This is a genomic window from Dactylosporangium vinaceum, from assembly GCF_019904175.1.
Classification (GTDB): domain Bacteria; phylum Actinomycetota; class Actinomycetes; order Mycobacteriales; family Micromonosporaceae; genus Dactylosporangium; species Dactylosporangium vinaceum.
Genome location: NZ_CP061913.1, coordinates 10,135,023 through 10,159,842, shown reverse-complemented (window position 1 = coordinate 10,159,842; position 24,820 = coordinate 10,135,023). Strand labels below are relative to the sequence as shown.

21 protein-coding genes are annotated in these 24,820 nt (G+C 70.0%); 7 read left to right on the top strand and 14 right to left on the bottom strand.

Annotated features, from left to right (window positions below):
* Positions 1-6 precede the first annotated feature (6 nt).
* Positions 7-1,095, bottom strand: a complete 1,089-nt coding sequence (locus Dvina_RS45590; RefSeq protein WP_246655746.1) for an ABC transporter substrate-binding protein — start codon at positions 1,093-1,095, stop codon at positions 7-9.
* A gap of 256 nt (positions 1,096-1,351) precedes the next feature.
* On the opposite strand from Dvina_RS45590, the gene Dvina_RS45585 reads away from it, so the two are divergent.
* Positions 1,352-3,466 (top strand): NPCBM/NEW2 domain-containing protein, encoded by a 2,115-nt coding sequence (locus Dvina_RS45585; protein ID WP_223097558.1) that lies wholly within the window; start codon positions 1,352-1,354, stop codon positions 3,464-3,466.
* Here Dvina_RS45585 and galK read toward each other — a convergent pair.
* The 3 genes from galK to Dvina_RS45570 are packed head-to-tail and all read right to left on the bottom strand — an operon-like array spanning position 3,463 to position 6,448.
* Positions 3,463-4,572, bottom strand: a complete 1,110-nt coding sequence (gene galK / locus Dvina_RS45580; protein WP_223097557.1) for a galactokinase — start codon at positions 4,570-4,572, stop codon at positions 3,463-3,465. The two genes, Dvina_RS45585 and galK, sit on opposite strands and share 4 nt — an antisense overlap.
* Positions 4,569-5,657, bottom strand: a complete 1,089-nt coding sequence (gene galT, locus Dvina_RS45575; RefSeq protein ID WP_223097556.1) for a galactose-1-phosphate uridylyltransferase — start codon at positions 5,655-5,657, stop codon at positions 4,569-4,571. Before galT ends, galK begins: the two co-directional genes overlap by 4 nt.
* 11 nt (positions 5,658-5,668) lie before the next feature.
* Positions 5,669-6,448: a DeoR/GlpR family DNA-binding transcription regulator gene (locus tag Dvina_RS45570; protein WP_223097555.1), complete on the bottom strand. Its 780-nt coding sequence runs from the start codon at positions 6,446-6,448 to the stop codon at positions 5,669-5,671.
* 401 nt (positions 6,449-6,849) lie between these two features.
* On the opposite strand from Dvina_RS45570, the gene Dvina_RS45565 reads away from it, so the two are divergent.
* The 3 genes from Dvina_RS45565 to Dvina_RS45555 are packed head-to-tail and all read left to right on the top strand — an operon-like array spanning position 6,850 to position 9,856.
* Positions 6,850-8,130: an ABC transporter substrate-binding protein gene (locus tag Dvina_RS45565; protein WP_223097554.1), complete on the top strand. Its 1,281-nt coding sequence runs from the start codon at positions 6,850-6,852 to the stop codon at positions 8,128-8,130.
* A complete protein-coding gene (locus Dvina_RS45560) occupies positions 8,127-9,002 on the top strand; it encodes a carbohydrate ABC transporter permease (RefSeq protein ID WP_223097553.1) in 876 nt (291 codons plus the stop codon). The genes Dvina_RS45565 and Dvina_RS45560 overlap by 4 nt, the downstream gene beginning before the upstream one ends.
* On the top strand, positions 8,999-9,856 hold the full coding sequence (locus tag Dvina_RS45555; RefSeq protein WP_223097552.1) for a carbohydrate ABC transporter permease: 858 nt from the start codon (positions 8,999-9,001) through the stop codon (positions 9,854-9,856). Before Dvina_RS45560 ends, Dvina_RS45555 begins: the two co-directional genes overlap by 4 nt.
* A 548-nt stretch (positions 9,857-10,404) precedes the next feature.
* Here Dvina_RS45555 and Dvina_RS45550 read toward each other — a convergent pair.
* The 4 genes from Dvina_RS45550 to Dvina_RS45535 all read right to left on the bottom strand — a co-directional run bounded on the left by Dvina_RS45550 (position 10,405) and on the right by Dvina_RS45535 (position 15,119).
* A complete protein-coding gene (locus tag Dvina_RS45550; RefSeq protein WP_223097550.1) occupies positions 10,405-11,298 on the bottom strand; it encodes an NAD-dependent epimerase/dehydratase family protein in 894 nt (297 codons plus the stop codon).
* Positions 11,295-11,735, bottom strand: coding sequence for a MerR family transcriptional regulator (locus tag Dvina_RS45545; RefSeq protein WP_223097548.1), 441 nt, complete (start codon positions 11,733-11,735; stop codon positions 11,295-11,297). Before Dvina_RS45545 ends, Dvina_RS45550 begins: the two co-directional genes overlap by 4 nt.
* 382 nt (positions 11,736-12,117) lie before the next feature.
* Positions 12,118-14,343, bottom strand: coding sequence for a HelD family protein (locus Dvina_RS45540; protein ID WP_223097546.1), 2,226 nt, complete (start codon positions 14,341-14,343; stop codon positions 12,118-12,120).
* Between the two features lie 125 nt (positions 14,344-14,468).
* Positions 14,469-15,119, bottom strand: a complete 651-nt coding sequence (locus tag Dvina_RS45535; protein WP_246655745.1) for a DedA family protein — start codon at positions 15,117-15,119, stop codon at positions 14,469-14,471.
* Positions 15,120-15,177: 58 nt separating this feature from the next.
* Here Dvina_RS45535 and Dvina_RS45530 point away from each other — a divergent pair, with 58 nt between their 5' ends.
* On the top strand, positions 15,178-16,182 hold the full coding sequence (locus Dvina_RS45530) for a saccharopine dehydrogenase family protein (protein ID WP_223097544.1): 1,005 nt from the start codon (positions 15,178-15,180) through the stop codon (positions 16,180-16,182).
* Positions 16,183-16,310: 128 nt separating this feature from the next.
* Here the strand turns inward: Dvina_RS45530 and Dvina_RS45525 are convergent, their stop codons facing one another.
* Positions 16,311-17,267: an alpha/beta fold hydrolase gene (locus tag Dvina_RS45525; RefSeq protein WP_223097542.1), complete on the bottom strand. Its 957-nt coding sequence runs from the start codon at positions 17,265-17,267 to the stop codon at positions 16,311-16,313.
* An 848-nt stretch (positions 17,268-18,115) separates the two neighbouring features.
* Complete coding sequence (locus Dvina_RS45520; protein WP_223097541.1) at positions 18,116-18,448, bottom strand: hypothetical protein; 333 nt, start codon at positions 18,446-18,448, stop codon at positions 18,116-18,118.
* Between the two features lie 255 nt (positions 18,449-18,703).
* On the opposite strand from Dvina_RS45520, the gene Dvina_RS45515 reads away from it, so the two are divergent.
* Both Dvina_RS45515 and Dvina_RS45510 read left to right on the top strand, forming a co-directional pair.
* Positions 18,704-19,195, top strand: coding sequence for a DUF3145 domain-containing protein (locus Dvina_RS45515; RefSeq protein ID WP_223097539.1), 492 nt, complete (start codon positions 18,704-18,706; stop codon positions 19,193-19,195).
* A 35-nt stretch (positions 19,196-19,230) separates the two neighbouring features.
* Complete coding sequence (locus Dvina_RS45510; RefSeq protein ID WP_223097537.1) at positions 19,231-20,928, top strand: glycoside hydrolase family 3 N-terminal domain-containing protein; 1,698 nt, start codon at positions 19,231-19,233, stop codon at positions 20,926-20,928.
* A 120-nt stretch (positions 20,929-21,048) separates the two neighbouring features.
* Here Dvina_RS45510 and Dvina_RS45505 read toward each other — a convergent pair whose 3' ends face one another.
* The 4 genes from Dvina_RS45505 to Dvina_RS45490 form a co-directional block, all read right to left on the bottom strand.
* Positions 21,049-22,236: a beta-ketoacyl-[acyl-carrier-protein] synthase family protein gene (locus Dvina_RS45505; protein WP_223106081.1), complete on the bottom strand. Its 1,188-nt coding sequence runs from the start codon at positions 22,234-22,236 to the stop codon at positions 21,049-21,051.
* Between the two features lie 92 nt (positions 22,237-22,328).
* Entirely contained in the window at positions 22,329-22,574 is a 246-nt protein-coding gene (locus Dvina_RS45500; RefSeq protein WP_223097536.1) for an acyl carrier protein, read from the bottom strand.
* A gap of 64 nt (positions 22,575-22,638) precedes the next feature.
* Positions 22,639-23,592 (bottom strand): beta-ketoacyl-ACP synthase III, encoded by a 954-nt coding sequence (locus Dvina_RS45495; protein ID WP_223097534.1) that lies wholly within the window; start codon positions 23,590-23,592, stop codon positions 22,639-22,641.
* On the bottom strand, positions 23,589-24,743 hold the full coding sequence (locus Dvina_RS45490; protein ID WP_223097532.1) for an acyltransferase domain-containing protein: 1,155 nt from the start codon (positions 24,741-24,743) through the stop codon (positions 23,589-23,591). Before Dvina_RS45490 ends, Dvina_RS45495 begins: the two co-directional genes overlap by 4 nt.
* Between the last annotated feature and the right edge of the window lie 77 nt (positions 24,744-24,820).

Sequence of the window (24,820 nt, the reverse complement as noted above, 5' to 3'; positions counted from 1 at the left end):
CAAGGCTTAGTAGGACAGACCGAGGTCGGACGCCGCGTTGGTCGAGTCGTACTCGCGGTCGGAGATGATGATGTTCTCCGGGATCGCCTCGCCGTTGAAGAACTTCTCGGCGGTGGAGAAGGACAGCGGGCCGAAGCGCGGGTTGGACTCGATGACCGAGTAGATCCAGCCGTCGACGATGCCCTGGACCGCGCCCTTGGTGCCGTCGATCGTCACGATCTTGACGTCGCCGGCCTTCTTGCTCGCGCCCTTGAGGGCGGTCACCGCGCCGAGGGCCATCTCGTCGTTCTCGGCGTAGATGCCGTTGACGTTCGGGTTGGCCTGCAGCAGCTGCTCGGCCGTCTTCTGGCCCTCTTCACGGGAGAAGTTGCCGGTCTGCTCGAACACGATCTTGATGTTCGGAGCGACCTTGGCCAGCTCGTCCTTGAAGCCGCTGGTGCGCAGCGTGGTGACGTTGTTGCCGGGGGCCCCGAGCAGGATCGACACGGTGCCGGTGTTGTTGAGGGCCTTGGCCATCTTGTCGGCCGCCCGCTTGCCCTGCTCCGCGAAGTCCGACCCGATGAACGTCAGGTAGTTGGTGCAGCTCTTCGCGTTGATCTTGCGGTCGATCGTGATGATCGGGATCTTCTTCGCCGACGCCTTGGCGAACACCGAGTCCCAGCCGTCCGAGTTGAGCGGCGCGATGATCAGCAGCTGGACGCCCTGGTCGATCAGGGTGCTCACGTCGGTGATCTGCTTGTCGAACTTCGAGTCGGCGTTCGTCGTCTTGAGGTTGGCCTCGGGGATGCCCAGCTTCTTCGCCTCGTCCTTGATGGACTGGGTCTCGGCGATGCGGAACGGGTTGGCCTCCTTCTCCGACTGAGAGAAGCCCACGACGGCCGTCTTCAGGTCGATCTTGGTGCCGCCGAACTGCTGCAGGGTGCAGGTCGCGCCGGCCGCGTCGGCCGACTTCGTGGCCTGGGCGGCGGCGGAGGCGTTGGCGCTCGAGGTCGACGTGGTGTTGTCGTCCTCGGACTTCGCGCAGCCGGTCATCAGCAAGGCCGCGGCACTGAGCACGGCCAGGGCGGGCCGCCAGCGGCCACGCATAACGATCATGGTGTGTCACTCCCTTGAGCGAGGGGTCGACTTGGGGTGTCGTTGCGGAACCTCATCGAGGTGTATCGCATTCACTCATCCTCCAACTTTTTCTGTCAAGACTTTCCACCCAGCCGACCAAAACCAAACACCAACTGTCACATGACCGAGACCTGGGCGTCGCCGGACCGACATCGATGAGGGACCTTGTGCACCCGTGTGCGACGGCGTACAACAATATCCAACACTTTCGATCTCGTACCGCCTGGGAGCTGCGATGATCCGACCTCTCGGGGCGCTGCAACGCGCCCTGACAGCCGCCGCCACGACCCTCGGAATGACCGCCGCCGTATCCATCTCGCTCGCTGTGACAGTCACGTCGCCCGCCGACGCCGCCGCCACACCCCAACCAGGACCGCTCACCGCACCGGTCATGGGCTGGAACAGCTGGAACCGATTCGGCTGCAACATCGACGAAAACCTGATCAAGGCGACCGCCGACGCCATGGTCAGCACCGGCCTGCGCGACTCCGGCTACACCTACGTCGACATCGACGACTGCTGGATGGCCGCCACCCGCGACAGCCAGGGCCGCCTGCAGCCCGACCCGGTGCGCTTCCCCGGCGGCATCGCGGCCATCGCCACCTACGTGCACGCCCGCGGCCTCAAGCTCGGCATCTACTCCTCGGCCGGCACCGCCACCTGCCAGGGTCTGCCGGCGAGCCTCGACCACGAGGTCACCGACGCGCAGACGTGGGCCTCGTGGGGCGTCGACCTGCTGAAGTACGACAACTGCAACAACCAGGGCCGCCCCGCTCTCGACCGCTACAAGGCGATGGGCGACGCCCTCAAAGCCACCGGGCGCCAGATCGTGTACTCCCTGTGCAACTGGGGCAACGACGAGCCCTGGATCTTCGGCCCGAACGTCGGCGGCAGCTCCTGGCGCACGACCGACGACATCAACGCCAGCTGGGGCAGCATCACCTCGATCCTGGACCAGCAGGCCGGGCTGGAGCCGTTCGCCCGCAAGGGGTTCTACAACGACCCCGACATGCTCGAAGTCGGCAACGGCTCGCTCACCCAGGACGAGAACATCGCCCACTTCTCACTCTGGGCGCTGCTCTGCGCACCGCTGCTGCTCGGCAACGACCTGCGCTCGGTCTCCTCGGCAACCCTCAACATCCTGCGCAACCCCGACGTCATCGCCGTCAACCGCGACTGGGCCGGCTCCCAGGGCCGCCGGGTGGCCGACACGGGCGACCAGGAGGTCTGGGCCAAGCCGATGAGCGACGGGTCGGTCGCCGTCGCGCTGTTCAACCGCGGCGGGGGTACCGCAACCGTCGCCACGACCGCGGCCGCCCTCGGGCTGGGCGGCTCGAGCTCGTACTCGACGAAGAACCTGTGGACCGGCGCCACCGCCACCACCACCGGCGCCCTGAGCGCATCCGTCCCGTCGCACGGCGTGGCAATGTACCGCGTGACAAGGGCCGGCACGCTGTCAGCGGCTCCGGCCGCCGGCACATACCAGGTGAGCGACCTGAGCTGGGCCGCGTCCAGCAACGGCTGGGGCCCGGTGGAGCGCGACCGCGCCAACGGCGAACAGGCCGCCGGCGACGGCGCCACCCTGAACATCGGCGGCACGACCTTCACGAAGGGCCTGGGCACCCACGCCGACTCGGCCGTCCACGTCTATCTGGGCCGCGCCTGCCGCACGTTCACGGCACAGGTGGGCGTGGACAACGAGGTCGGCGCGAACGGCTCGGTCCGCTTCCAGCTCTACGGCGACGGCAAGCTGCTCGCCTACACCGGCGTGAAGACGGGCGGCCAGCCCCCGACGAGGATCAGCGCGTCCGTCGGCGGCTACCAGAACCTGGAGCTACGCGTCACCGATGCCCGCAACAACGGCATCAACTACGACCACGCCGACTGGGGGAGCCCGACGCTTGTCTGCGGCACCCCCGGCACCGGCTCGGCCGCCAGCGACCGTAGCTGGGGCACCGCAACCAACGCCTGGGGCCCGGCCGAGCGCGACATGTCCAACGGCGAGCAGGCAGCCGCGGACGGCAGCGTCATCACGGTCGCCGGCATCTCCTACCCGAAGGGCATCGGCGCCCACGCGGCCGCCGACATCACGATCCCGTCGACGGGCTGCACCCGCTTCACCGCGGTAGCCGGCCTCGACGCCGAGGTGGCCGCCAACGGCACGGGCGTGACGTTCTCCGTGCTCGGCGACGCCACGACGCTGTACACGAGCCCGACGGTCGCGCCGGGCGGCTCGATCCTGCTCGACGTCGACATCACCGGACGCGCGAACATCCACCTGGTGGTCGGCAGCGCCGGCAGCATCGACTACGACCACGCCGACTGGGCCGACGCCCGCCTGCTCTGCTAACGAATCTTGTGGGTCCCCTCGGCCGGGGTGACCACGAAGGCGTCGGGGGGCGTGAAGCCGGCATCGGCGAACGCCTCCCGCACCGCCGCCTCCACCGCGTCGCACCGGTCGGCATCCACCAGGGCCAGCACGCAGCCGCCGAACCCGCCGCCGGTCATCCGCGCTCCGTACGCGCCCGCGGCCAGGGCCGCGTCCACCACCGTGTCCACCTGCGGCACGGTGATCTCGTAGTCGTCGCGCATCGACGTGTGCGAGGCGGTCATCAGCGGCCCGATCTCCCGGGCGTCACCGGCGCGCAGGGCGTCCACGGTGTCGAGGACCCGCTGGTTCTCGGTGACGACGTGGCGGACCCGCCGGCGCATCACCTCGTCGTCCAGCCGGGCCAGGGCCCCGTCCAGGTCGGTGACGTCGCGCAGGGCGGCGACGTCGAGGATCTTCGCGGCCTCCTCGCAGCTGCGCCGCCGGGCGGCGTACTCGCCGGTGACGTGCGCGTGCGGGGCCTTGCTGTCCACGACGAGGATGGCCAGCCCCTGCGCGGCCAGGTCGAACGGGACCTGCTCGGTGGCCAGGGAGCGGCAGTCCAGGAACAGCGCGTGACCCGTGCGGCCGAGCGTGGACGCGGACTGGTCCATGATGCCGGTCGGCGCCCCGACGTACTCGTTCTCGGCCCGCTGGGCCAGCCGCGGCCGCACCGCCATGGGCACGTCCAGCCCGGCCAGGTCGAGGAGCACCGCCATCACCGCGCACTCGATCGCCGCCGACGAGGAGAGCCCGGCCCCGGTCGGCACGTCGGAGACGATCGACAGCTCGGCCCCGGGGATGTCGTGGCCGGCCTCGCGCAGGGCCCAGACGACTCCGGCGACGTAGGCGGCCCAGCCCTCGACCTTCTCGTCCGGCCCGAAGGTGACAGCGCCTTCGTAGCCCTCTGACGTCACCGTCCAGCTGGGAGTGTCCCGGCGCCGGCCGCCGACCACCGTGCAGTGCGGGAGGGCGAAGGGCAGTACGAACCCATCGTTGTAATCGGTGTGTTCACCGATCAGGTTGACCCGGCCCGGGCTGGCCCAGACCGAGTCGAAGGGGCCGTCCGGAAGCCGCTCGACGCTCACAGTGAGACCTCCCGCAGCATCTGGGCGGCCTGCTCCGGCCGCACGTCGTTGACGAACACGCCCATCGCCGACTCCGAGCCGGCCAGATACTTCAGTTTGCCCGGCGCCCGCCGCGTGCTGAACAGCTGCAGGTGCAGGTAGGCCAGGTCCCGGGCGACCCGGACCGGCGCCTGGTGCCAGGCCGCGATGTAGGGCATGGCCAGCCCGAACATCCCGTCCAGTCGGCGCAGGACCTCCAGGTAGAGCGGGCCGAACGCGTCGCGCTCCGCACCGGTCAGGGCCGGGATGTCGGCGACCTGCCGGTTGGGGTACAGGTGGATCTCGAACGGCCAGCGCGCGGTGGCCGGCACGAAGGCGGTCCACAGCTCGTTGCCGGCCACGATGCGGGTGCCCGCGGCGCGCTCGGCGGCCAGGACGTCGGCGAAGAGGTTGTTCGACCCGGCGCTGCGGTCGCGGTGCTCCCTCGCCGAGCGCAGCATGCGGCGGGTGCGGGGCGTCACGAAGGGGTACGCGTAGATCTGCCCGTGCGGATGCGAGAGCGTGACACCGATCTCCTCGCCGCGGTTCTCGAAGCAGAAGACCTGCTCGATGTCGTCGCGGGTGGACAGTTCGGCGGTGCGGTCGGCCCACGCCTCCATCACCGTGCGCACCCGGGCGGGGGTGAGCGAGGCGAACGACGCGTTGTGGTCCGAGGTGAAGCACACGACCTCGCAGCGCCCGGCGGCCGGGCGGGTCGGGACCAGGCCGGGCAGGATGTCGCCCTGGGCCGGTCCGACGCGGTGGCTGAAGGACGGGAAGCGGTTCTCGAAGACCACGACGTCGTACTCGGAGGCCGGGATCTCGCTCTGCCACTGCGGCGTCGACGGGCACAGCGGGCACTCGTCGGTCGGCGGCAGGAACGTCCGCGACTGCCGGTGCGCCGCGATCGCGACCCACTCGTCGAGGATCGGATCGTGCCGCATCTCCGACGCGGGCGGGGGCGGCGGCAGATCCCGGGTGTCGGCGGTGTCCCGGGACGCGTCGTCGCGCTCATCGAAGTAGATGAGCTCCCGGCCGTCGGCGAGGTGGGTGACCGTGCGCTTCACTCGTTCTCCAGTTAACCGTTTGGGTCCACGACGATGAGCTCACCGACGCGCTCGGCGAGCTGGACGCGCGCCTCGGCGGCCAGCCCGACGTCGGTGATGAGGATGTCGGCCTCGTCCAGGGGCGTGATGGTGGCGATGCCCACCATTTCCCACTTTGTGTGATCGGCAAGCACGACGAGCCGCCGGGCGGCCGCGACGAGCAGCCGGTTGGTCCCCGCCTCCATGAGGTTCGGCGTGGTGAAGCCGGTGCGCGGGCTCATGCCGTGCACGCCGAGGAAGAGCACGTCGACGTTGAGCGAGCCGATCGCGGCCTCGGCCACGGGGCCGGCGAGCGCGTCGGACGGGGTGCGGATGCCCCCGGTGAGCACGACTGTCTGGTCAGGGCGCCCCGCGTGGTACAGCGTGTCGGCCACCGGGATCGAGTTGGTGACGATCGTCAGCCCCGGGACGTCGACGAGGTGTGCGGCAAGGGCGGCTGTGGTGGTACCGGCTGAAAGTGCCACGGCAGTGTGCGGCTCGATGAGCTTGGCCGCCCGCTCGGCGATCGCGCCCTTCTCGTTGCGCTGGCGCACCGACTTGGCGTCGAAGCCGGGCTCTTCCGTGGAGCCGGGCCCGGCGATCGTCGCACCGCCGTGCACCTTGTCGACAAGCCCGCGGTCGGCGAGCGCCTCCAGATCCCGCCGGATCGTCATGTCGGAGACGCCGAACTGGCGGACCAGCTGGCTCACGCGCACGCCACCGTGGCGGCGGACCAGATCCAGGATGGCCGCCTGCCGTTGCTGTGCGAGCATCACTGCGTTCCCTTCGCAGGCGCAGCGGGGGTGTCGACGGCTGCGCGAGTGGCCGGACCCACAACGGGTTCCAACGCAGACGTTACGTCTCCCGAACGTCCGCGCGCCCCGCTGGCCCGGTCGAAGTCCTCGGCCGCTCGCATGGCGTACAGCTTCGAACCTAGCCGACCAGAAGTCAACAAACTCGAACAGGCAACTCTCCGTGGCGTGGGCCGTGGACGGGGTGCCGACCCCTTGATGTTACCGACATGTGTCGATGAATTTTGCGGGCAAAGTTGTATCGATCCCCGCAAATTGCAGCTGATCATGGGCTGAGATCCATTGACAATGTGCGCTTCTGAGGGCACCGTCGCCGTACTGGAGGTTCTCGTTTGGTTCTGTGCCTTGCTGAGGAGGAATCGATGAACTTCTCCCGTCGTACCGTCCTGGGCGGCGCCATGGCCGGCATCGGAGGCGTGGCGGCGACGTCACTGCTCGCTGCGTGCGGTAGCAGCGACGACGCCAAAGACACCGGCAACGCCACCGGAGACGTCACGTTCGGCTCCAACTACTCCGACAACGTACCGAAGACCGCGATGGCCAACGTCATCTCGGGCTACGCCAACGGCAAGAACGTCAAGGTCAACACCGTCGACCACAACTCGTTCCAGGAGAACATCAACCGCTACCTGCAGGGCAACCCGGACGACGTGTTCTGCTGGTTCGCCGGCTACCGCATGCAGTTCTTCGCCAAGCAGGGCCTGGCCCGCGACATCTCCGACGTGTGGGCCGAGGTCGGCGGCAACTTCTCCGAAGCGCTCAAGGCCGCCTCGACGGGGGAGGACGGCAAGCAGTACTTCTTGCCGTTCTACAACTATCCGTGGGGCGTCTTCTACCGCAAGAGCGTCTGGCAGCAGAAGGGCTACACACCCCCGAAGACCCTCGACGAGTTCAAGACGCTCTGCGAGAAGATGAAGACCGACGGCCTCATCCCTGTCGCGTTCGCCGACAAGGACGGCTGGCCCGCGATGGGCACGTTCGACTACCTGAACATGCGCATCAACGGGTACCAGTTCCACGTCGACCTGATGGCCGGCAAGCAGGCGTGGACCGACGCCAAGCTCAAGACCGTCTTCGACACCTGGCGCGGGCTGTTGCCGTACCACCAGCCGGGCGCCAACGGCCGCACCTGGCAGGAAGCGGCCCAGTCACTGCTCAACAAGCAGTCCGGGATGTACGTCTCCGGCACCTTCGTCGGCGAACAGTTCTCCGGTGCCGACCTGGCCGACCTCGACTTCTTCGCCTTCCCCGAGATCAACTCGGAGTTCGGCCAGGACTCCGTCGAGGCGCCGATCGACGGCTTCATGGTCGCGGCCAAGCCCAAGAACGCGGCCGGCGCCAAGGAGCTGATGAAGTACCTGGCCACCGGCCCCGCCGAACTGGCCTACCTGAAGAACAACCCGACGAACGTCGCCGCCAACAAGACCGCCGACACCTCCGGCTATAGCGCGCTGCAGAAGAAGTCCGCCGAGCTCATCAGCGGCGCCAAGCACATCTCCCAGTTCCTGGACCGCGACACCCGGCCCGACTTCGCGTCCCAGGTCATGATCCCCGCCCTCCAGACCTTCATCAACAAGCCCGACGACGTCGACGGCCTCCTGAAGAGCATCGAGGCCCAGAAGAAGACCATCTTCACGCCGTGAAGATCAAGCGGTTCGGCTGGAGCGACCGCACCGTCATCGCGGTCGTCCTCGGCGTGGCGGTCGTGCTGGACCTCGCCCTCATCTGGGGTCCCACGATCGCCTCCGTCGGGCTGTCCTTCACGTCCTGGAACGGTGTCACCGACCCGGTCTGGGTCGGCGGGAAGAACTACGACACGATCGTCAACGTCTACCCGCCGTTCTGGCCGGCGATGCGGCACAACCTGCTCTGGCTGGCGTTCCTCGGCTTCGTCGCCACCCCGCTCGGCCTGTTCTTCGCCGTGCTCCTGGACAAGCAGCTGCGCTTCGGCCGCTTCTACCAGAGCGCGCTGTACCTGCCGGTCGTGCTCTCGCTGGCCATCGTCGGCTTCATCTCGCAGCTGGTGTACTCGCGCGACTACGGTGCGCTCAACAGCATCCTGGGCCGCACCGGCAACCCCATCGACTTCCTGGGCGACCCGTCCATCAACATCTGGGCCGTGCTCGTCGCGGTCGGCTGGCGGCACGTCGGCTACGTCATGATCCTCTACCTGGCCGGCCTGAAAGCCGTCGACCCGGCCCTGAAGGAGTCGGCCGCCCTCGACGGCGCCAACGAGGCCCAGACCTTCTTCCGCGTCACGTTCCCCACCCTGCGCCCGGTCAACATCATCGTCCTGGTCATCACCGTCATCGAGGGCCTGCGCGCGTTCGACATCGTCTACGCCATCAACCGCGGCCGCAACGGCCTGGAGCTGCTGTCCGTGCTCGTGACCGACAACATCATCGGCGAGGCGAGCCGCATCGGCTTCGGCTCCGCGATCGCCGTCATCCTGCTGCTGATCTCGCTCGGCTTCATCGTCACCTACCTGGTGCGCATCCTGCGGGAGGAACGATGAGACTCCGCCCCGCCCGCCTCGTCCTCAACGTCTTCCTGACGGTTGTCGCGCTGGGCTGGCTGGCCCCACTCGCCCTGGCGGTCTACGCGTCGATCCGTCCTTACGAAGAGACATCCCGGAAGGGGTACTTCTCCTGGCCCGACCGGCTCACCCTGCACTACTACGCACAGGTGTGGGACTCGGCCGAGCTGCCGAAGTACTTCACGAACTCCGTCATCGTGGCAATACCAGGCGTGATCCTGACCCTGTTCCTGGCCTCGTTCGTCGCCTTCTGCATCGCCCGGCTCCGCATCCGCTTCGCCCTGCCACTGCTCGTCGTCTTCACCGCGGGCAACCTGCTGCCGCCACAGGTTCTGGTGACGCCGCTCTACGAGATGTACAAGCAGATTCCCGTTCCGGGCTTCGTCTCCGACTCGGGCACCCTGTACGACTCCTACGCGGGCCTGATCGCCATCCACGTGGCGTTCCAGGTCGGCTTCTGCGTCTTCGTCCTGTCAAACTTCATGCGCACCCTGCCGGTCGAGATCACGGAGGCCGCCGTGATGGACGGCGCCGGCGTATGGCTGCAGTACTGGAAGGTCACCCTCCCCCTCTGCCGCCCAGCCCTGGCCGCCCTGGCGACGCTCCTGTTCACCTGGATCTACAACGACTTCCTCTACGCCCTGGTCCTGATCTCAACCGGCGACAAGCTCCCGGTGACGAGCGCCCTGAACAACCTACGAGGCCAGTTCTTCACCGACTACAACCTCCTGGCCGCCGGCTCCCTGCTCGTAGCCCTACCGACACTCGTCGTCTTCTTCGCCCTACAACGCCAGTTCGTAGCCGGCCTGACCTTGGGCGCCGCAAAGGGCTGACCAGCCCTCCCATCACCACGCCCCAGCGAGCGGGCCCCGCCAAACCCTGCGCAGCCACCTCAACCACCATCCCCGACAACCATCAACGTGGGCCGCCGTCCCCGACAACCATCAACGTGGACCGCCGTCATGGGCAACCGTCAACGTTGTCCGCCGTCCTCAACAACCGTCAACATCGACCTCGGCCGCAACCGCAGCCAGGGTTGACCGCCACCCCTCAACGTCAGCCAACTCGCGCGCGGGCCGACAACCGTCAACGCCACCACTCTCCTCGACAACCATCAACGTCGACGGCTGTCCACAACAATCGTCAACCTCGACGGTCGCCCACGACGGCAGCGAGCGCTGACTGCTGTCCTCGACAACCGTCAACCTCGACAATCACCCCGACGGCAGCCAGCGCCGACTGCACTCCTCGACAACGGTCGACGTCGACGGTTAGCCCCGACAACGGTCGACGTCCACGGGGTTCGCTGAAGACTGTCGACGTGGGCTGTTGTGCCTGGCAGCGATCCACGTTGGCGGTTGTCGGTGACGGTCGTCGGCGTTTACAGCAGTCCGAGCGCGCGCATGCTCTCGACGGTCTCGGTGAGGGTCGTCCGGGCCGGGCGGGGACGGAAGCCCAGTTCGCGCTTGGCCCGCTCATTGCGGATGACGAGCGGCGGCGGCTCCTCGCCCGGCGCCTCCTCGACTTTGCCGCCCAGCAGTTCGGCCACCTCCCGCCACGTGACGGTCGGGCCGTCGGCGAGCGCGAGATAGCGCTTTCCGGCCGCTTCCGGTGTCCGCATCGCGGTGATGTGCAGCTCGGCCACGTCGCGTACGTCGGCGATGCCGAAGCGCTGGCGCGGTACGACCGGCATGGTGCCCTCCACGAGCGCCTTGATGACCTGCAGCGACGAGCGCACCTCGCCGATCAGCGTCGGGCCGGCGATCCAGGTCGGGTTGATGACGACCAGCTCCATGCCGCCGCCCTCCCGCTCGATGAAGTCCCAGGCCGCGCGCTCGGCAACCGCTTTCGACCGCGGATAGGGCGCGAGCCCGGGCGTATCCGGATCGGTCCAGTCATCCTCGGTGTAGTCACGGACCGGCTTCGGTGAGTACCCGATCGCCGCGAACGACGACGTCAACACCACCCGCCGCACCCCGGCGTCGCGAGCCGCCCGCAGAACGTCGACCGCGCTGTCCCGGGCCGCCGCAACGATCTCCTCGGCCCCGCCGACCTGCATCGGGGACGCCAGGTGATACACATCCGTCACGCCCGTGAACGCGTTTTCCCGATCGGCGATCTCCAGGCCGGCCTCGTCAGGGACGGCCGTGCGCAGGGCGGCCGCCGCTTCGGATGAGCGGACCATCGCGCGCACCGCAACGCCTTGCTGCAGCAGATCCGCGACCAGCCGCGTGCCCAGATACCCGTTGGCCCCGGTGACCAGGACAGCACTCATCGCATGACTCCCTCGAGCTGGGGCAGCACATCCTGGACCCGCTGGAAGGCCATCGCCTCGGCCGTAGCGTCGCCGCGCTCCCGGGCGTCCCACAGCATCGCCTTGCGCCGCAGGTACTCGAGGTGAACTTGCAACGTGGCAATCTCGGCCTCGATGCGTTCGGCGTGGCGGTGCAGCAGATCGCGCTGCTCGCCGGCGGCGGCTCGGCCTCGCTTGCGGTTGGCCTGGTACGTCCGCATGTCCTCGATGCCGACGCCCATCGCTCGCAGGCACGCGAGTGCCTGGAGGGTGTCCAGGTCCTCCTCGCGGTAGCGGCGGTGCCGGCTGCTGGGGTCGCGCTCAATCGGGCCGATCAGCCCGACCTCCTCGTAGTAGCGCAGCGTGGGTTCGCTCAACCCGCTGCGCCGCGCAACGTCCTGAATCGTCAACGTGCTCACACCGACACCTCCAGCGCCGCCGCGAACCCGTTGTGCAAGGTCAACGTGCTCATGACACCAGCAAAACAAACCTCAAGCGCTTGAGGTCAAGAGCCGCATCACTTGGATTGAGCTGAGAAGCGCCAATTTCGGACTTGTCGTGCGTCGGGATATAAATCCGATAAGTCGGGCGCGAAGCGCCCGACTTATCGCCGTGCCGTCCGTGGTGCTGCCGTGCCGTCCGTGGTGCTGCTCCTCCACCGTGCAGTCCAAGTCAACCGCCGGCCGAGAAGCAGCATGCCCCGGCCGGCCCTTAACAAGCACCACGGCTGCTACGGCAAGCAGGCCCGCGGAGCCGACGGGCCAGGTCGCAGTGGCCCGGTCGGCGGCTGCGAGCGCCGCGTCAGAACGGCTGTGTGCCCACTGTAGTCAGCCGCTGGGTCGCCCGGGATAGGGCCACGTACAGGGTCCGGAAGCCCGTCGGCGCCTCGTCGCGGATGGCGGCCGGCTCCACGACCAGGACGCCGTCGTACTCCATGCCCTTCGAGTCCAGGGCGCCCACCGTCTGCAGCCGGGCGGCGTCCAGGCCCTCCAGCCACGCCGACACCTCGGCCCGGCGCTGGGTTGGGGTGATCACGCCGACGGTGCCCTCGACCTGGTCCAGCAGGGTCTTGGCGGCGTCGATGACGGCGCCCGGGAGCTCGTCGGCCGAGGTGGTCAGCTCGACCGGGTCGACGCCCGAGGAGCGGACCGCCGTGGGCAGGTCGATGTCCGGCTGCGCGGCCCGGATGACCCGGGCGGCGACGGCGAAGATCTCGGCCGAGTTGCGGTAGTTGGTGGTCAGCGTGAAGTCGGAGCGGCGGCGGGTGCCGACGGCGGCCTCCATGGCGCGGTCGGACTCGGCGGCGTCGTTCCATGCGGCCTGGGCCGGGTCGCCGACGATCGTCCACGTGGCGTGGGGGCCGCGGCGGCCGACCATGCGCCACTGCATCGGCGACACGTCCTGGGACTCGTCGACGATGATGTGGGCGTAGTCGCGGTAGTCGTCCGGCCGCTCGATCGCCTGAGCCCGCGCCGCGGCCATCCGCTCGGAGATCGTCGAGACCTCGTGCACACCCTCGGCCACCATGAACGGATCGCGCGGAGCACGCTTGCGGGCCGGGGGATCGCCCAGGTACTCGTGCAGCTCATCCAGCAGCGCCACGTCCTCAACCGAAACCGAGACCGAGGCTGATGCCGAACGCGAACCCGAACGCGAACCCGAGGCCGAGGCCGAGCCAGACAGTGACTCCGCGTCGATCGACGACGCCAGCAGCGCGATCTCGCGGTTGCTCAGGATGCCGTTGGCCCAGCGCTGCAGCCGCTGCCGATCGCCGAGCCAGCCCAGCACCTCGGTCGGGCGCAGCACCGGCCACCAGCCGCGCATGAACTGCACGAACTCCGGCCGCTCGGCGATGTCCGGCGCAAACTCCTCGCGCTTCTGCTGCCGGCCCGACGGCAGCAGCTGCACGGACTGGCGCCACAGTGCGTCAAGGACGTGCCCGGCCGCCTTCGCCCGGGCCGCGTTGCGCTTCACGCCCAGGTTGAACACGGTCCGGCGCAGCTCGTCCAAGGCCGGCTTGTCGAGGCTGAGGAGCTCCCCGCGGTACAGGATGCGGAGCTTGTCTGGAGCATTGGGCACCGGTCCACGCGCGGCGCGGCTGAGGACGCGCTGCATGCGCAGGGAACCCTTGATCGCGGCGACGTCCGGGGGCTCGTGGCGGGTGGCCTGGATGCCCTCGACGAGCTGGCCCAATGAGCGCAGCGTGGCCGTGTCCTCACCGAGTGACGGGAGCACCCGGGACACGTACCCGACGAACACGTCCGACGGCCCGACCACGAGCACTCCGCCGCTCTCGTACCGGTTACGGTCCGCATACAGCAGGTAAGCGGCCCGGTGCAGCGCGACGGCGGTCTTGCCGGTGCCGGGGCCGCCGCGCACGATCGTGATGCCCGACGCGGGGGAGCGGATCGCGTCGTCCTGCTCACGCTGGATGGTGGCGACGATGTCCTTCATGCCGCGCCCGGTCGCGCGCGAGAGGTTCGCCAGCAGCGCACCGTCGCCGATCACGGCCAGGTCGGCCGGTGCCGCCGCCGGATCGAGGAGATCGTCTTCAATACTGACGACCTTTTCGTTGGTACTGCGAATGCTCCGACGCCGCACCACACCCATCCGGTCCGCCGGAGTCGCGCGGTAGAACGGTGCCGCCGCGGGCGCTCGCCAGTCCACGACCAGGGACTCGTACTCCTCGTCGCGCAGGCCGAGCCGCCCCACGTAGCGCACCTCGCCCCCCGGCACCACCGGCGCGACGGCGGCCGCGTCCGCGCCGGACACCCCGTCGGGCCCTAGGTCGAGCCGGCCGAAGACCAGCCCGTCGTGCTCGCTTTCGAGCGCGCGGCGCCGACGGGCCGCGTGGTACACCATCGCGTCCCGCTCGACCAACGCTCCGTAGTTGCCGACCCGGGCCATGTTGTAGCCGGCCTTCTCGACCTCGGCCGCGGTGACCCGCAGTTGGTCCAGCCGCACGTAGACCCGATCGAGGTAAGCCTGTTCAGCGGCGATCTCCGAGTCGCGAACCGCGTCGCTCAACGCTTTACTCCTGCCACCCGGCGAAAAACAACCCCAAAAGCTTACTCGCTTCGCCGGGCGAACGTTCTACCCAGCCCGGTTTCACCAGAGCGTCGCCAGGCGAAACCGGCCCGGGGCCGGGCGGATCAGGGCGTGCCAGCGGGTTCCTTCTCGGCCTCCGCGCGCAGGGCCTTCGCCTCGGCGGCGGCCTTGCGGCGCAGGTAGAGGGTGGTGGCGGCGCCGGCCACGACGGCCACGGCGAGCGCGATCCAGGAGAAGTCCTTGAGCCACTTCTCGGCGACCTGGCCCAGCGAGTAGATCGCGAACACGGTGCCGAACGACCAGACGATGCCGCCGGTGGCGTTGGCCACGAGGAACTTCGGATACGGCACGTGCAGCGCCCCGGCCAGCGGCCCGGCCAGAATCCGCAGCAGCGCGATGAACCGGCCGAAGAACACCGCCCACACGCCCCACTTGCGGAACGAGCGCTCGGCCTTGGCCAGGTGCTCCGGCCCGAAGTGCTTCGGGAAGCGCCGCCCGACCCGCTCCAGCAGCGGCCGCCCGCCGCGCCGTCCGATCACGTACCCGATGCTGTCGCCGATGATGGCGCCCGCGGCGGCGCTCGCGGCGACCAGCCAGGGGCTCACGGAGGTGGTCACGGACAGCAATGAGGCGGTGACGAGCGTAATCTCGCCGGGTAGCGGCACGCCCATGCTCTCGATGCCGATCACGCCGCCGACCAGCAGATATATCCAGATCGGGGAGAGCGTGCCCATCCATTCCGAGATGTGATGCACCGGATCCCCTCCCCACTGAGACTTCCGTTCCGGGTAAGCGTCTCATAGTTTCCTGAGCGTGAGCTGTCTGGTGTACGGCGCGAACGGCTACAGCGGGTCACTGATCGCCCGCCTGGCTGTCACGCGCGGTGAGCGTCCGATCCTGGCCGGTCGCTCGGCAGCTCCCGTCCGCGCGCTGGCGGAAGAGCTCGGGCTCCCGTACCGCGTCGGCCCTTGCAACGTGGCAATGCTCGAAGACGTCGACGTCCTCGTGAACTGTGCCGGCCCCTTCGCCGAGACCGCCCGCCCGGCGGTGGCCGCGTGCCTGGCCGCCGGGGCGCACTACCTGGACATCACCGGCGAGCTGGACGTCTTCGACTGGATGTTCACCCAGGACGCGGCCGCCCGGTCGGCCGGGGTCACCATGATCACCGGCGCCGGCTTCGACGTCGTCCCGACCGACTGCCTGGCCGCCCTCCTCGCGTCCTCGCTGCCCGGCGCGGTCGGCCTGGAGCTGGCGTTCTCGGCACCCGGCGGGCTCTCCCGGGGCACCGCCCGGACCGCCGTCGCCGAGATGGGCGGGGGTGCTCTGCGCCGCGTCGAGGGCCGGCTGGTGCCGACCCGTTTCGGTTCGCCGTCCCGCGAGGTTCCTTTCCCATCGGGTGTACTGCCGGTCGGCGCGACGCGTTGGGGAGACCTCGTCACCGCGTACCACTCCACGGGCATCGAGAACATCACCGTCTACATGCCGCTGCCTCCGGGCGCGTTCCTGGCCCCGATCTTCCGCTTCGGCCCGCTGCGCCGCCTGGCCCGTTCCCTGATCCGCCCGGGCGGCCCGAGCGCTGACGTGCGTACGTCGAGCGGCTGCGAGGTGTGGGGCGAGGTCCGCGACGCCGCCGGCGGATCGGCATCGGCGACGCTGACGGGCCCGAACGCGTACGCGCTCACCGCCGACGCCGCCGTCACCGCCGCGCAGCGCATCCTGGCCGGGGACGTGTCACCGGGCGTGCACACGCCGTCATCGGCGCTGGGCGCCGAGTTCGTGCTGTCCCTGGAGGGTGTAGAGCTCAAGCGACTGTCTTGACGCTGCGCTACCTGTGGAGCTCAGGCGGCTGATTTGACGCTGCCTGTGGGGCTCAGGCGGCTGGGGTTCGACGCTGCGCTGTCTGTGGAGCTCAGGCGGCTGGTTTGACGCTGCGCTGTCTGTGGGGGTCAGGCGGCTGTCTTGACGCTGCGCTGCCGGGGCGTACGCCGGCGAGCCCGAGCCGCTCGCTGCAGCACCGCCACGATCGCGTCGGTCACCGCGTCCGGCCGCTCGATCGGCAGCATGTGCCCGGCCTCGTCCAGGACCTCGAGCGTGGCCTCGGGCAGCTCCCGGACGATCGTCTCGGCACAGGCGAGCGGCGTGAGCCGATCCGCCGACCCGACGAGCACGGCCACGGGCAGCCCGCGCATGGCCGCGAGCGTCTCGACCCGATGGTGCAGGTCGACTGACGGCCGAAACCCGCCGATGGCGCACAGGGGAGCGTTGCCGACCATGGACGCGGTGAGCGCAATCCAGCTGGTATCGACCCGATGCCCGAACACGAGCCACCGCACACCGGGCGCAAGCAGCGGCATGAGCCGCCGATGCGGCCGCCAGGCACCCGACCGGGCGAGCAGTCCGGCCCCCTGCGTCTCCAGAATCCGCATCACCCGCGCCAGCCGGGGACTGAGGCCGTAGCTGGTCCGCGAGGACCCCTCAGCCGACGTGGAGACGAGCACAACCCCGACTACCCGCCGCGCAAACGCCGCCGCGTGCCGGTGGGCGTACTCCATGATCGCCATGCCCCCGAGCGAGTGCCCGGCAAGCACAATGGGCCCGCGTGGCACGAGCTGCTTGATGACCTCGGCGAGATCGTCCCCGAGCTGCTCGAGCGTCGCATTGTCACGCGTGGCCGCCGACCGCCCGTGCCCTCGCAGGTCGAAGGCGAGAAGCTGGACCGGCACCCCGAGCCGATCGGGCAGGTCCGCGATCTGCTGCCGCCAGAGCCGATTGTCGAGCGTCCACCCGTGCAGGAACACCACCGTCACGGGCCGCTTCGAGTTCACCCCGGTAGCGGGGTACATCACGCTGTAGAGACAGGCACCGTCCACGAGCCTCACCGGCTGCGCGACGACCGTACCCATAGGCAATTGTTACCCGGATGTTTCTCGGATTACCCCTGTCACCCGAACTACTCCATAACGCTCTGGTCACGCACCCGCCCCTTACGCCACCAACCTGCTCCCAACCACCACCAAAGCCGACCGCTCCGCCCCTCACCCCCGTCTTCGCCCCGCCCGCACCCTCGCGCCCCGCCCCGCCCCGCTCCTGCGCACCGCGCCCGCACCCGAACTGATCGCCCGCACCGCGCCTCGCCTCGCACCTTCACGTCACGCTCTGCGCCCCGCTCGGCCTTTGCGCCCTCGCGCCGCGTCTGAGCTGCGTGTCCGCCCCCGCGAGTTGTGCGCCCGCCCCGTGGTCCGCCTCGCGCAGCGTCCGCCTCCGCGGCGAGTCCGAGGTGCCCGCGGTGCGCCCGCGCCACGCCTGACCTGTGCGTCCGCTCCGAGCCGCGCCAGCCTTCGCGGCGGATCCGAGGTATGCGCGCCGTGCGTCTGCGCCGCGCCTTCCCGAGCCGTGCCTGTTGCGCCCTCGCACCGCGCCCGAGCTGCGCACCCGAGCTGCGCACCCGCAACCGCGGCGGCACCGCGCACCCCGTAACGCGCCCCTGCCCCTCCAAACCACCCCTGCGTCCTCGCGTGCTCTCGCGCCGCCACAGTGCGCCGCGCCGGCCTTCCCGCTGCGTCCGGGTAGTGCGTCCCTGCTTCACCCGACCTAAAGTGATTTATGCGGCGTCAGGGTATAAGTCCGAAATGTCGGGCAAGCGAAGCGCCCGACATTTCGCCACCAAGCCCGCAGATCCGCAGCAGACGCCCAAGGACAGCAAAACGCCGCCGGAGCCCAGCCCCGGCGGCGCTTCGGTCGTATAGAGAGGTCAGGCCGCTTCGAAGACGCCCGCGTCCACGAGGCGCTTCTCGGTGGCGTCCCAGCCGTGGTTCGGCTCGGAAGCGGCCAGGGCCTGGATCTCAGCCCGGATCTTGGCGGCGTGGCCGGCGCCCGCGAGCACGCGGATCTCCTCGGCGAAGGCGTCGGAGGTGGTGCTCAGGTGCACGGTCTTGCCGTTGGTGAGGTTGCGCACGTACACGTGCTTGCCCTTGTTCAGCGGGATGAGGTACTTGAACTCACCCAGCACGGACAGGGCACCGTTTGCGCCGGCCTGACCGGCGCGGACTGAGGCCCGCGCGGTCTTTGAGGTGCTGTTCGCCACGGCGGGAACTCCTTGTCGAGGCTTGTAAGGAAGACAAGAAAGTGTAACAGCCGGGCCGACCGCCCAAAAAAGGTGAGTAACCGGGGGAGGATCTGTCCGTTGGACAGTTTGGCAAGACCGGTGTGACCGATTCTCTGGCGCACCGCGGTCAACATCGTCATCATTGGTCACAACAGTCACCGCCGTACGCAGGCATTGACCCGCTGGACACGAGGTCGTAGGGGAAGACGCACCTCGGTCTCCAGGAGGTCTTACGTGCCCACGCGTGGCGTCATATACGTGCACTCGACCCCGCTCGCCGTGTCTTCGCACGTCGAGTGGGCGATCGCGCGCGTCCTCGGCGCGCCGGTCCGCCTCGAGTGGACGGTGCAGCCTGTCGAGCCGTCGGCTCGGCGGGCGCAGTGCTCGTGGTCCGGTGCTACTGGCACCGGCGGCGAGCTTGCGGCCGCGCTCCGGCAATGGCCCATGATCCGCTTTGAGGTCACCGAGGACCCGAGCCCCGGCGTGGACGGGGAGCGGTTCATGCACGTGCCCGGGCGGGGTCTGTTCCGGGCCGCGACGAGCGCCAACGGCGACATCGTGCTGTCCGAGGACCGGCTGCGGTCGCTCATCGCGGGCGCTCGGGGCTACGAGGCGATGGCGCATGCCCTGGAGAAGGCGATGGGGGCGGCCTGGGACGTGGAGCTCGAGCCGTACCGCCACGCCGGCGACGGTGCTCCGACGACCCTGCTCACCCGAGTGGGGTAGCCATCCGGGTTGCCGGGCCATGATTGAGTGGCGGGGTGCCGAGTCGCAAGCGTCGCCTCCTCCTGACCCTGACGGCCCTCGCGCTGGTGAGCAGCGCCTGCACGGACGGTGACCAGAAGGCCGCCGACGCGGCGCAGAGCGCCCCCACCTCGGCGCTCGTGCCGGGGGCGGACCCGGCGAAGCAGGCCGCCGAGATCGCGGGCCGCCTCTCCGACGAGGAGCTCATCGGCCAGCTACTGATGCCGTATGCGTACGGCAACGCGGCCGACAAGGTGTCCTCGGGCTCGGCGGCGGCGAACCGCAACTACGCGGGGGCCTCGACGCCGGCCGAGATCGTGAAGAAGTACCACCTCGGCGGCGTCATCCTGGTCTCCTCCAGCGCCGACGACCCGACCGCCGGCACCAACAAGACCACGAACGTCGAGTCCCCGGCCCAGGTCGCCAAGCTCACGGCGGGCCTGCAGTCGGCGGCGCTCAGCCTCCCCGCGCGGCTGCCGCTGCTGATCGGGACCGACCAGGAATACGGCCAGGTCACCCGCATCCGCGACGGGATCGTCCAGCTTCCGGCGGCCCTCGCGTTCGGCGCGGCCGGCGACCCGGCGATCACGGAGGCGGCCTGGAAGGCGGCCGGCACCGAGCTCGCCGCGATCGGTCTGAACGTCGACTTCGCCCCGGACGCCGACGTCCTGGGCGCCCAGCCCGGTGGGGTGATCGGCTCCCGCTCGTTCGGCAGCGACCCGGCAAAGGTGTCGGTGCAGGTGGCGGCCTCGGTGAAGGGTCTGCAGGGGGCCGGGGTCGCCGCGACGGTCAAGCACTTCCCGGGCCACGGCCACACGACTACCGACAGCCACAGCAGCCTGCCGGTCCTGTCCCAGAACACGGCGACGCTGGAGGCGGGTGACCTCCCGCCGTTCCTGGCCGCCCGCGACGCCGGGGTCGGCCTGATCATGTCCGGCCACCTCGACGTGAAGGCGATCGACCCCGGGACGCCTGCCTCGTTCTCCAGCAAGGTCCTGGTCGACCTGCTGCGCACGAAGCTGGGCTACACGGGCGTCGTGGTCACCGACGCGCTGAACATGGCGCCGGCCGAGCAGTGGGGTCCGGGTGAGGCCGCCGTCCGGGCCATCCTCGCCGGCAACGACATCCTGCTCATGCCGACGAATCTGAGCGCGGCGTACAAGGGCCTGCTGGATGCGACGAAGTCGGGCCGGCTGTCGAAGCAGCGGCTGGTGGAGTCGGCAACCAGGGTTCTGGCGCTGAAGTTGCGGCTTGCGGCGGTACCGAAGCCGGATCTTGCCGCGGTTGACAGCGCCGAGGGCAAGTCGGCGGCCCGCGCCGGCGCCGCCGCGGCCATCACGATCTTCCGCGGTTCGTGCACTGCCGCCCTGGTGAAGGGCCCGGTCCGCGTCACCGCCGCCGGTGCCGACACCTCCCGCGGGGTCCTGGAGGACGCGCTGCGCCAGGCCGGCGCGGAGGTGGTCAGCCAGGGCGGCTCGGAGATCCGCCTGATCGGCTACGGCCGCGGCTCGGCGGACCTGTCGCAGTCGGCCGCGGTGACGGTGGCCCTGGACACCCCATACGTCCTGAGCTCCGCCAAGGGTGCCCTGGTCGCGACCTATTCGTCATCGCGCGCTTCGATGTCCGCGCTGGCCGACGTGCTGCTGGGCAAGGCAAAAGCGACAGGCCGCTCTCCGGTACCCGTCCAGGGCCTGCCCCCGACCGCCTGCGCCTGACCCCGCCGCCCCGCGCGCCCGTCGATCCGGCCGGCCGCGGCGGCGTACACGCGGCACAGAAGCACGCCGCCCCGCCGACCGGCAGAGCGGTGGCGGGGCGGGGCGGGGCGAACGCAGCGGCTACACGCGGGCGAAGACCAGGGCCGCGTTGTGGCCCCCGAAGCCGAACGAGTTGTTCAGCGCCGCCGGGATGTCGAGGTGGCGGGCCTTGTGGGCGGCCACGTCCATGTCCAGGGCGTCGTCCGGGTCGTCGAGGTTGATGGTGGGCGGGACGATCCCGTGGTACACGGCCAGGATCGTGGCGATCGACTCCACCGCGCCGGCCGCGCCCAGCAGGTGGCCGGTCATCGACTTGGTCGAGGTGATGACCGGGTGGTCGCCCAGGGCGCGGTGCAGGGCCTTGATCTCGGCCAGGTCGCCGACCGGGGTCGAGGTCGCGTGGGCGTTGACGTGCACGACGTCGGACTTGGCGATGCCCGCGTCGCGGAGGGCGAACTCGATGGCCCGCACGGCGCCGTCGCCCTCGGGGTGGGGCTGGACGATGTCGTAGCCGTCCGAGCTCAGACCCGCCCCAGCCAGCCGGGCGTAGATGCGGGCGCCGCGGGCGCGGGCGTGGTCGGCTCGCTCCAGGACGATGACGCCGGCGCCCTCGCCCAGGACGAAGCCGTCGCGGGCCTTGTCCCACGGGCGGGAGGCGGCCTCCGGGTCGTCGTTGCGCACCGACATGGCGCGCATCGAGGCGAAGCCGGCGATCGGCAGCGGGTGGATCACGGCCTCGGTGCCACCGGCCACGACGACGTCGGCCCGGCCGAGCCGCAGCAGGTCGAGGGCGTGCGCGATGGCCTCGGCGCCGGTGGCGCAGGCGCTGGCCACGCAGTGCACGCCGGCCCGGGCACCCAGCTCCAGGCCGACCCACGCGGCCGGGCCGTTGGGCATGAGCATGGGCACGGTGTGCGGCGACACCTTGCGCGGGCCGCTGGCCTCCAGGATGTCGTCCTGGTTGAGCAGGGTCTGAGCACCGCCGATGCCGGTGCCGACAACGACGGCGAGCCGATCCTTGTCGACCTCGGGCGAGCCGGCGTCGGCCCACGCCTCGCGGGCGGCGAGGATGGCGGTCATCTCGCTGCGGTCCAGGCGGCGGGCCTGGATACGGTCGATCTTCTCGGTCGGTTCGACCGCGAGCTGCGCGGCGATCCGGACGGTCAGCGGCGCGGCCCACTCGGGCAGTGGCGACACCCCCGACTTGCCGGCGAGCATGGCGTCCCAGGTGGACGGCACATCTCCGCCGAGCGGGGTGGTGGCCCCCATGCCGGTGACGACGACCTCAACACTCACTGCTCAACACACCTTTCGGGCAGACCGGGTCCGCCGGGGTCCGGGTCGCGGACCCCGGCGGGCGATCAGGCCTGTGACTTCTCGATGTAGGAAACGGCGTCGCCGACGGTCTTGAGGTTCGGCACCTCGTCATCCGGAATCTTCACGCCGAACTTCTCCTCGGCCGCCACGACGACCTCGACCATGGACAGCGAGTCGACGTCCAGGTCGTCGGTGAACGACTTCTCCTCGGCGACGTCGTCGGGGTTGACCCCGGCGACCTCCTCGAGGATCTCGGCGAGGCCTTCGGCGATCTCTTCGCGGGTTGACATAGAGCGTTCCTTCCTAGGGTTGACGGGCGCGTCAGAACAAAGTCGAGCCGAGATGAACAGAGAGCTACGGGCAGCGGATGACCTGGCCCGCGTACGTGAGACCGCCGCCGAACCCGAAGAGCAGGACGGGCGCGCCGGAGGGGACCTGGTGCTGCTCGATGGCCTTGGAGAGGGCCAGCGGGATGCTCGCGGCCGACGTGTTGCCCGACTCGACGAGGTCCTTGAGGATTATCGCGTTCGGCAGGTCGAGGCGCTTGACGATCCCGTCGATGATCCGCGAGTTGGCCTGGTGGGCCACGAACGCGGCGATGTCCTTGCCCTGCACGCCCGAGCGGTCCAGGACCTCCTGGGCGTAGGGGGCGAGGGCGGTGGTGGCCCAGCGGAAGACCGCCTGGCCCTCCTGCTTGATGTACGGGCGCCAGCCCTCGATCTTGAGCACGTCGCCCTTCTCGGGCGCCGAGCCCCAGACCACCGGCCCGACCCCGGGCTCCTCGCCCTCGGCAACGGCGCTCACCACTGCCGCGCCGGCACCGTCGCCGAAGAGCACGGCGGTGGTCCGGTCCGTCCAGTCGGTGACGTCGGAGAGCTTCTCCGCGCCGATCACCAGGGCGTTGCGCACGGCCCCGGCCCGGATCGCGTGGTCGGCGCTGGCCAGGCCGTAGCAGAAGCCGGAGCACGCGGTGTTGAGGTCGTAGGCGGCCGGCGCGTTGATGCCGAGCTTGTGGGCGACCCGGGTGGCGACGTTGGGGCACCTGTCGATGGAGCTGCAGGTGGCCACGATGACGGTGTCGATGTCGGCCGCGGTGAGCCCGGAGGCGGCAAGCGCCTTGCCGGCCGCGGCGGTGGCCATGTCGGCGACCGACTCGGCGCCCGCCACGCGCCGCTCGGCGATGCCGACCCGGTCGCGGATCCAGGCGTCGTTGGTGTCGATCACCTTGGACAGGTCGTCGTTGGTGATCACCTGCGACGGCTGGTAGTGGCCGAAGGCGAGGATCTTCGATCCGGCTGCCGGCGTCATGCTTGGCCTCCAATGCGGGCGAGCGGCCGGCCGGAAGCGACCGGTTCGTCGGTGCGGGCGAGCCACTCGACGAGCGTGCCGGCCGCCGGTGCGGTGACGTCGACGGAGCCCGTCGCACCCCGCACGGCGCCGATGACCTGCCCGGCCTCGATGTGGCTGCCTTCGATCAGGTCGGCCGGGGTGAACGGGCCCGCGGTAGCGGCCACGGCGACGGACGCCTCGGAGCGGGGCACCTTCGCCGCGAAGCCGTGCCGCCCGATGGCGGCACGCGCCTTGTCCAGATCCGCCGGCGTGTTCACCTGAACGATCTCAATGCCCTTCAGTGCCCGCTTGGCCAGGCCCGCGAGGGTCCCGGCCGGTGTGAGCTCGACGACCGCGGTGACCCCGAGCGCGGCGAACGTCTCCATGCACAGGTCCCAGCGCACCGGCGCGGTGATCTGGCGGACCAGGCGGCGCACCATCGTGGGGCCGTGGTCGACGGCCGTGCCGTCCAGGTTGGACAGCAGGATCCTGTCCGGAGTGCCGGTGGGGATGCCGGCCGCGATCCGGCCCAGCGCCGCCTCGGCCGGAGCCATGAACGGTGTGTGGAACGCCCCGGCCACCTTGAGCCGGATCACCTTGGCCTTGGCCGGCGGCTCGGCGGCGAACTTGTCGAGCCCCTCCATCGAGCCGGCCGCGACGATCTGGCCGGCCCCGTTGCGGTTGGCCGGGTGCAGCCCGGCGGCGTCGATGGCCGCGACGACCTCGCCCGGGTCGCCGCCGAGGACGGCGGCCATCCCGGTCGGCTCCAGGGCGCAGGCGGCGGCCATCTCGCGGCCGCGGACCCCGGCCAGGGTGACCGCGGCCTCGGGGCTCAGCACGCCGGCGAGGGCCGAGGCGGCGAGCTCGCCGACGCTGTGCCCGGCCACGACGGCGGCGTCGTGCATGGGCAGGTGCTCGGCGGCCAGGAGCGCGGCCGCGACGAGCAGCGGCTGCGTCTTGGCGGTGTCCTTGATCTCCTCCTCGTCGGCGTCGGTGCCCAGGTGCAGCAGGTCGACGCCGGACAGGGCGGACCACCAGCGCAGCCGGGCCTCGGCGCCGGGCAGCGCGAGCCAGGGATTCAGGAAGCCGGGCTTCTGCGAGCCTTGGCCAGGAGCGAGTACGGCAAGCACAGTAAGCACTGTTCCGGATTCTCTGCAGTCTCGCCGGTACCGCGAGACACCAAACTGGACGACGTGGTTTGTAGGAA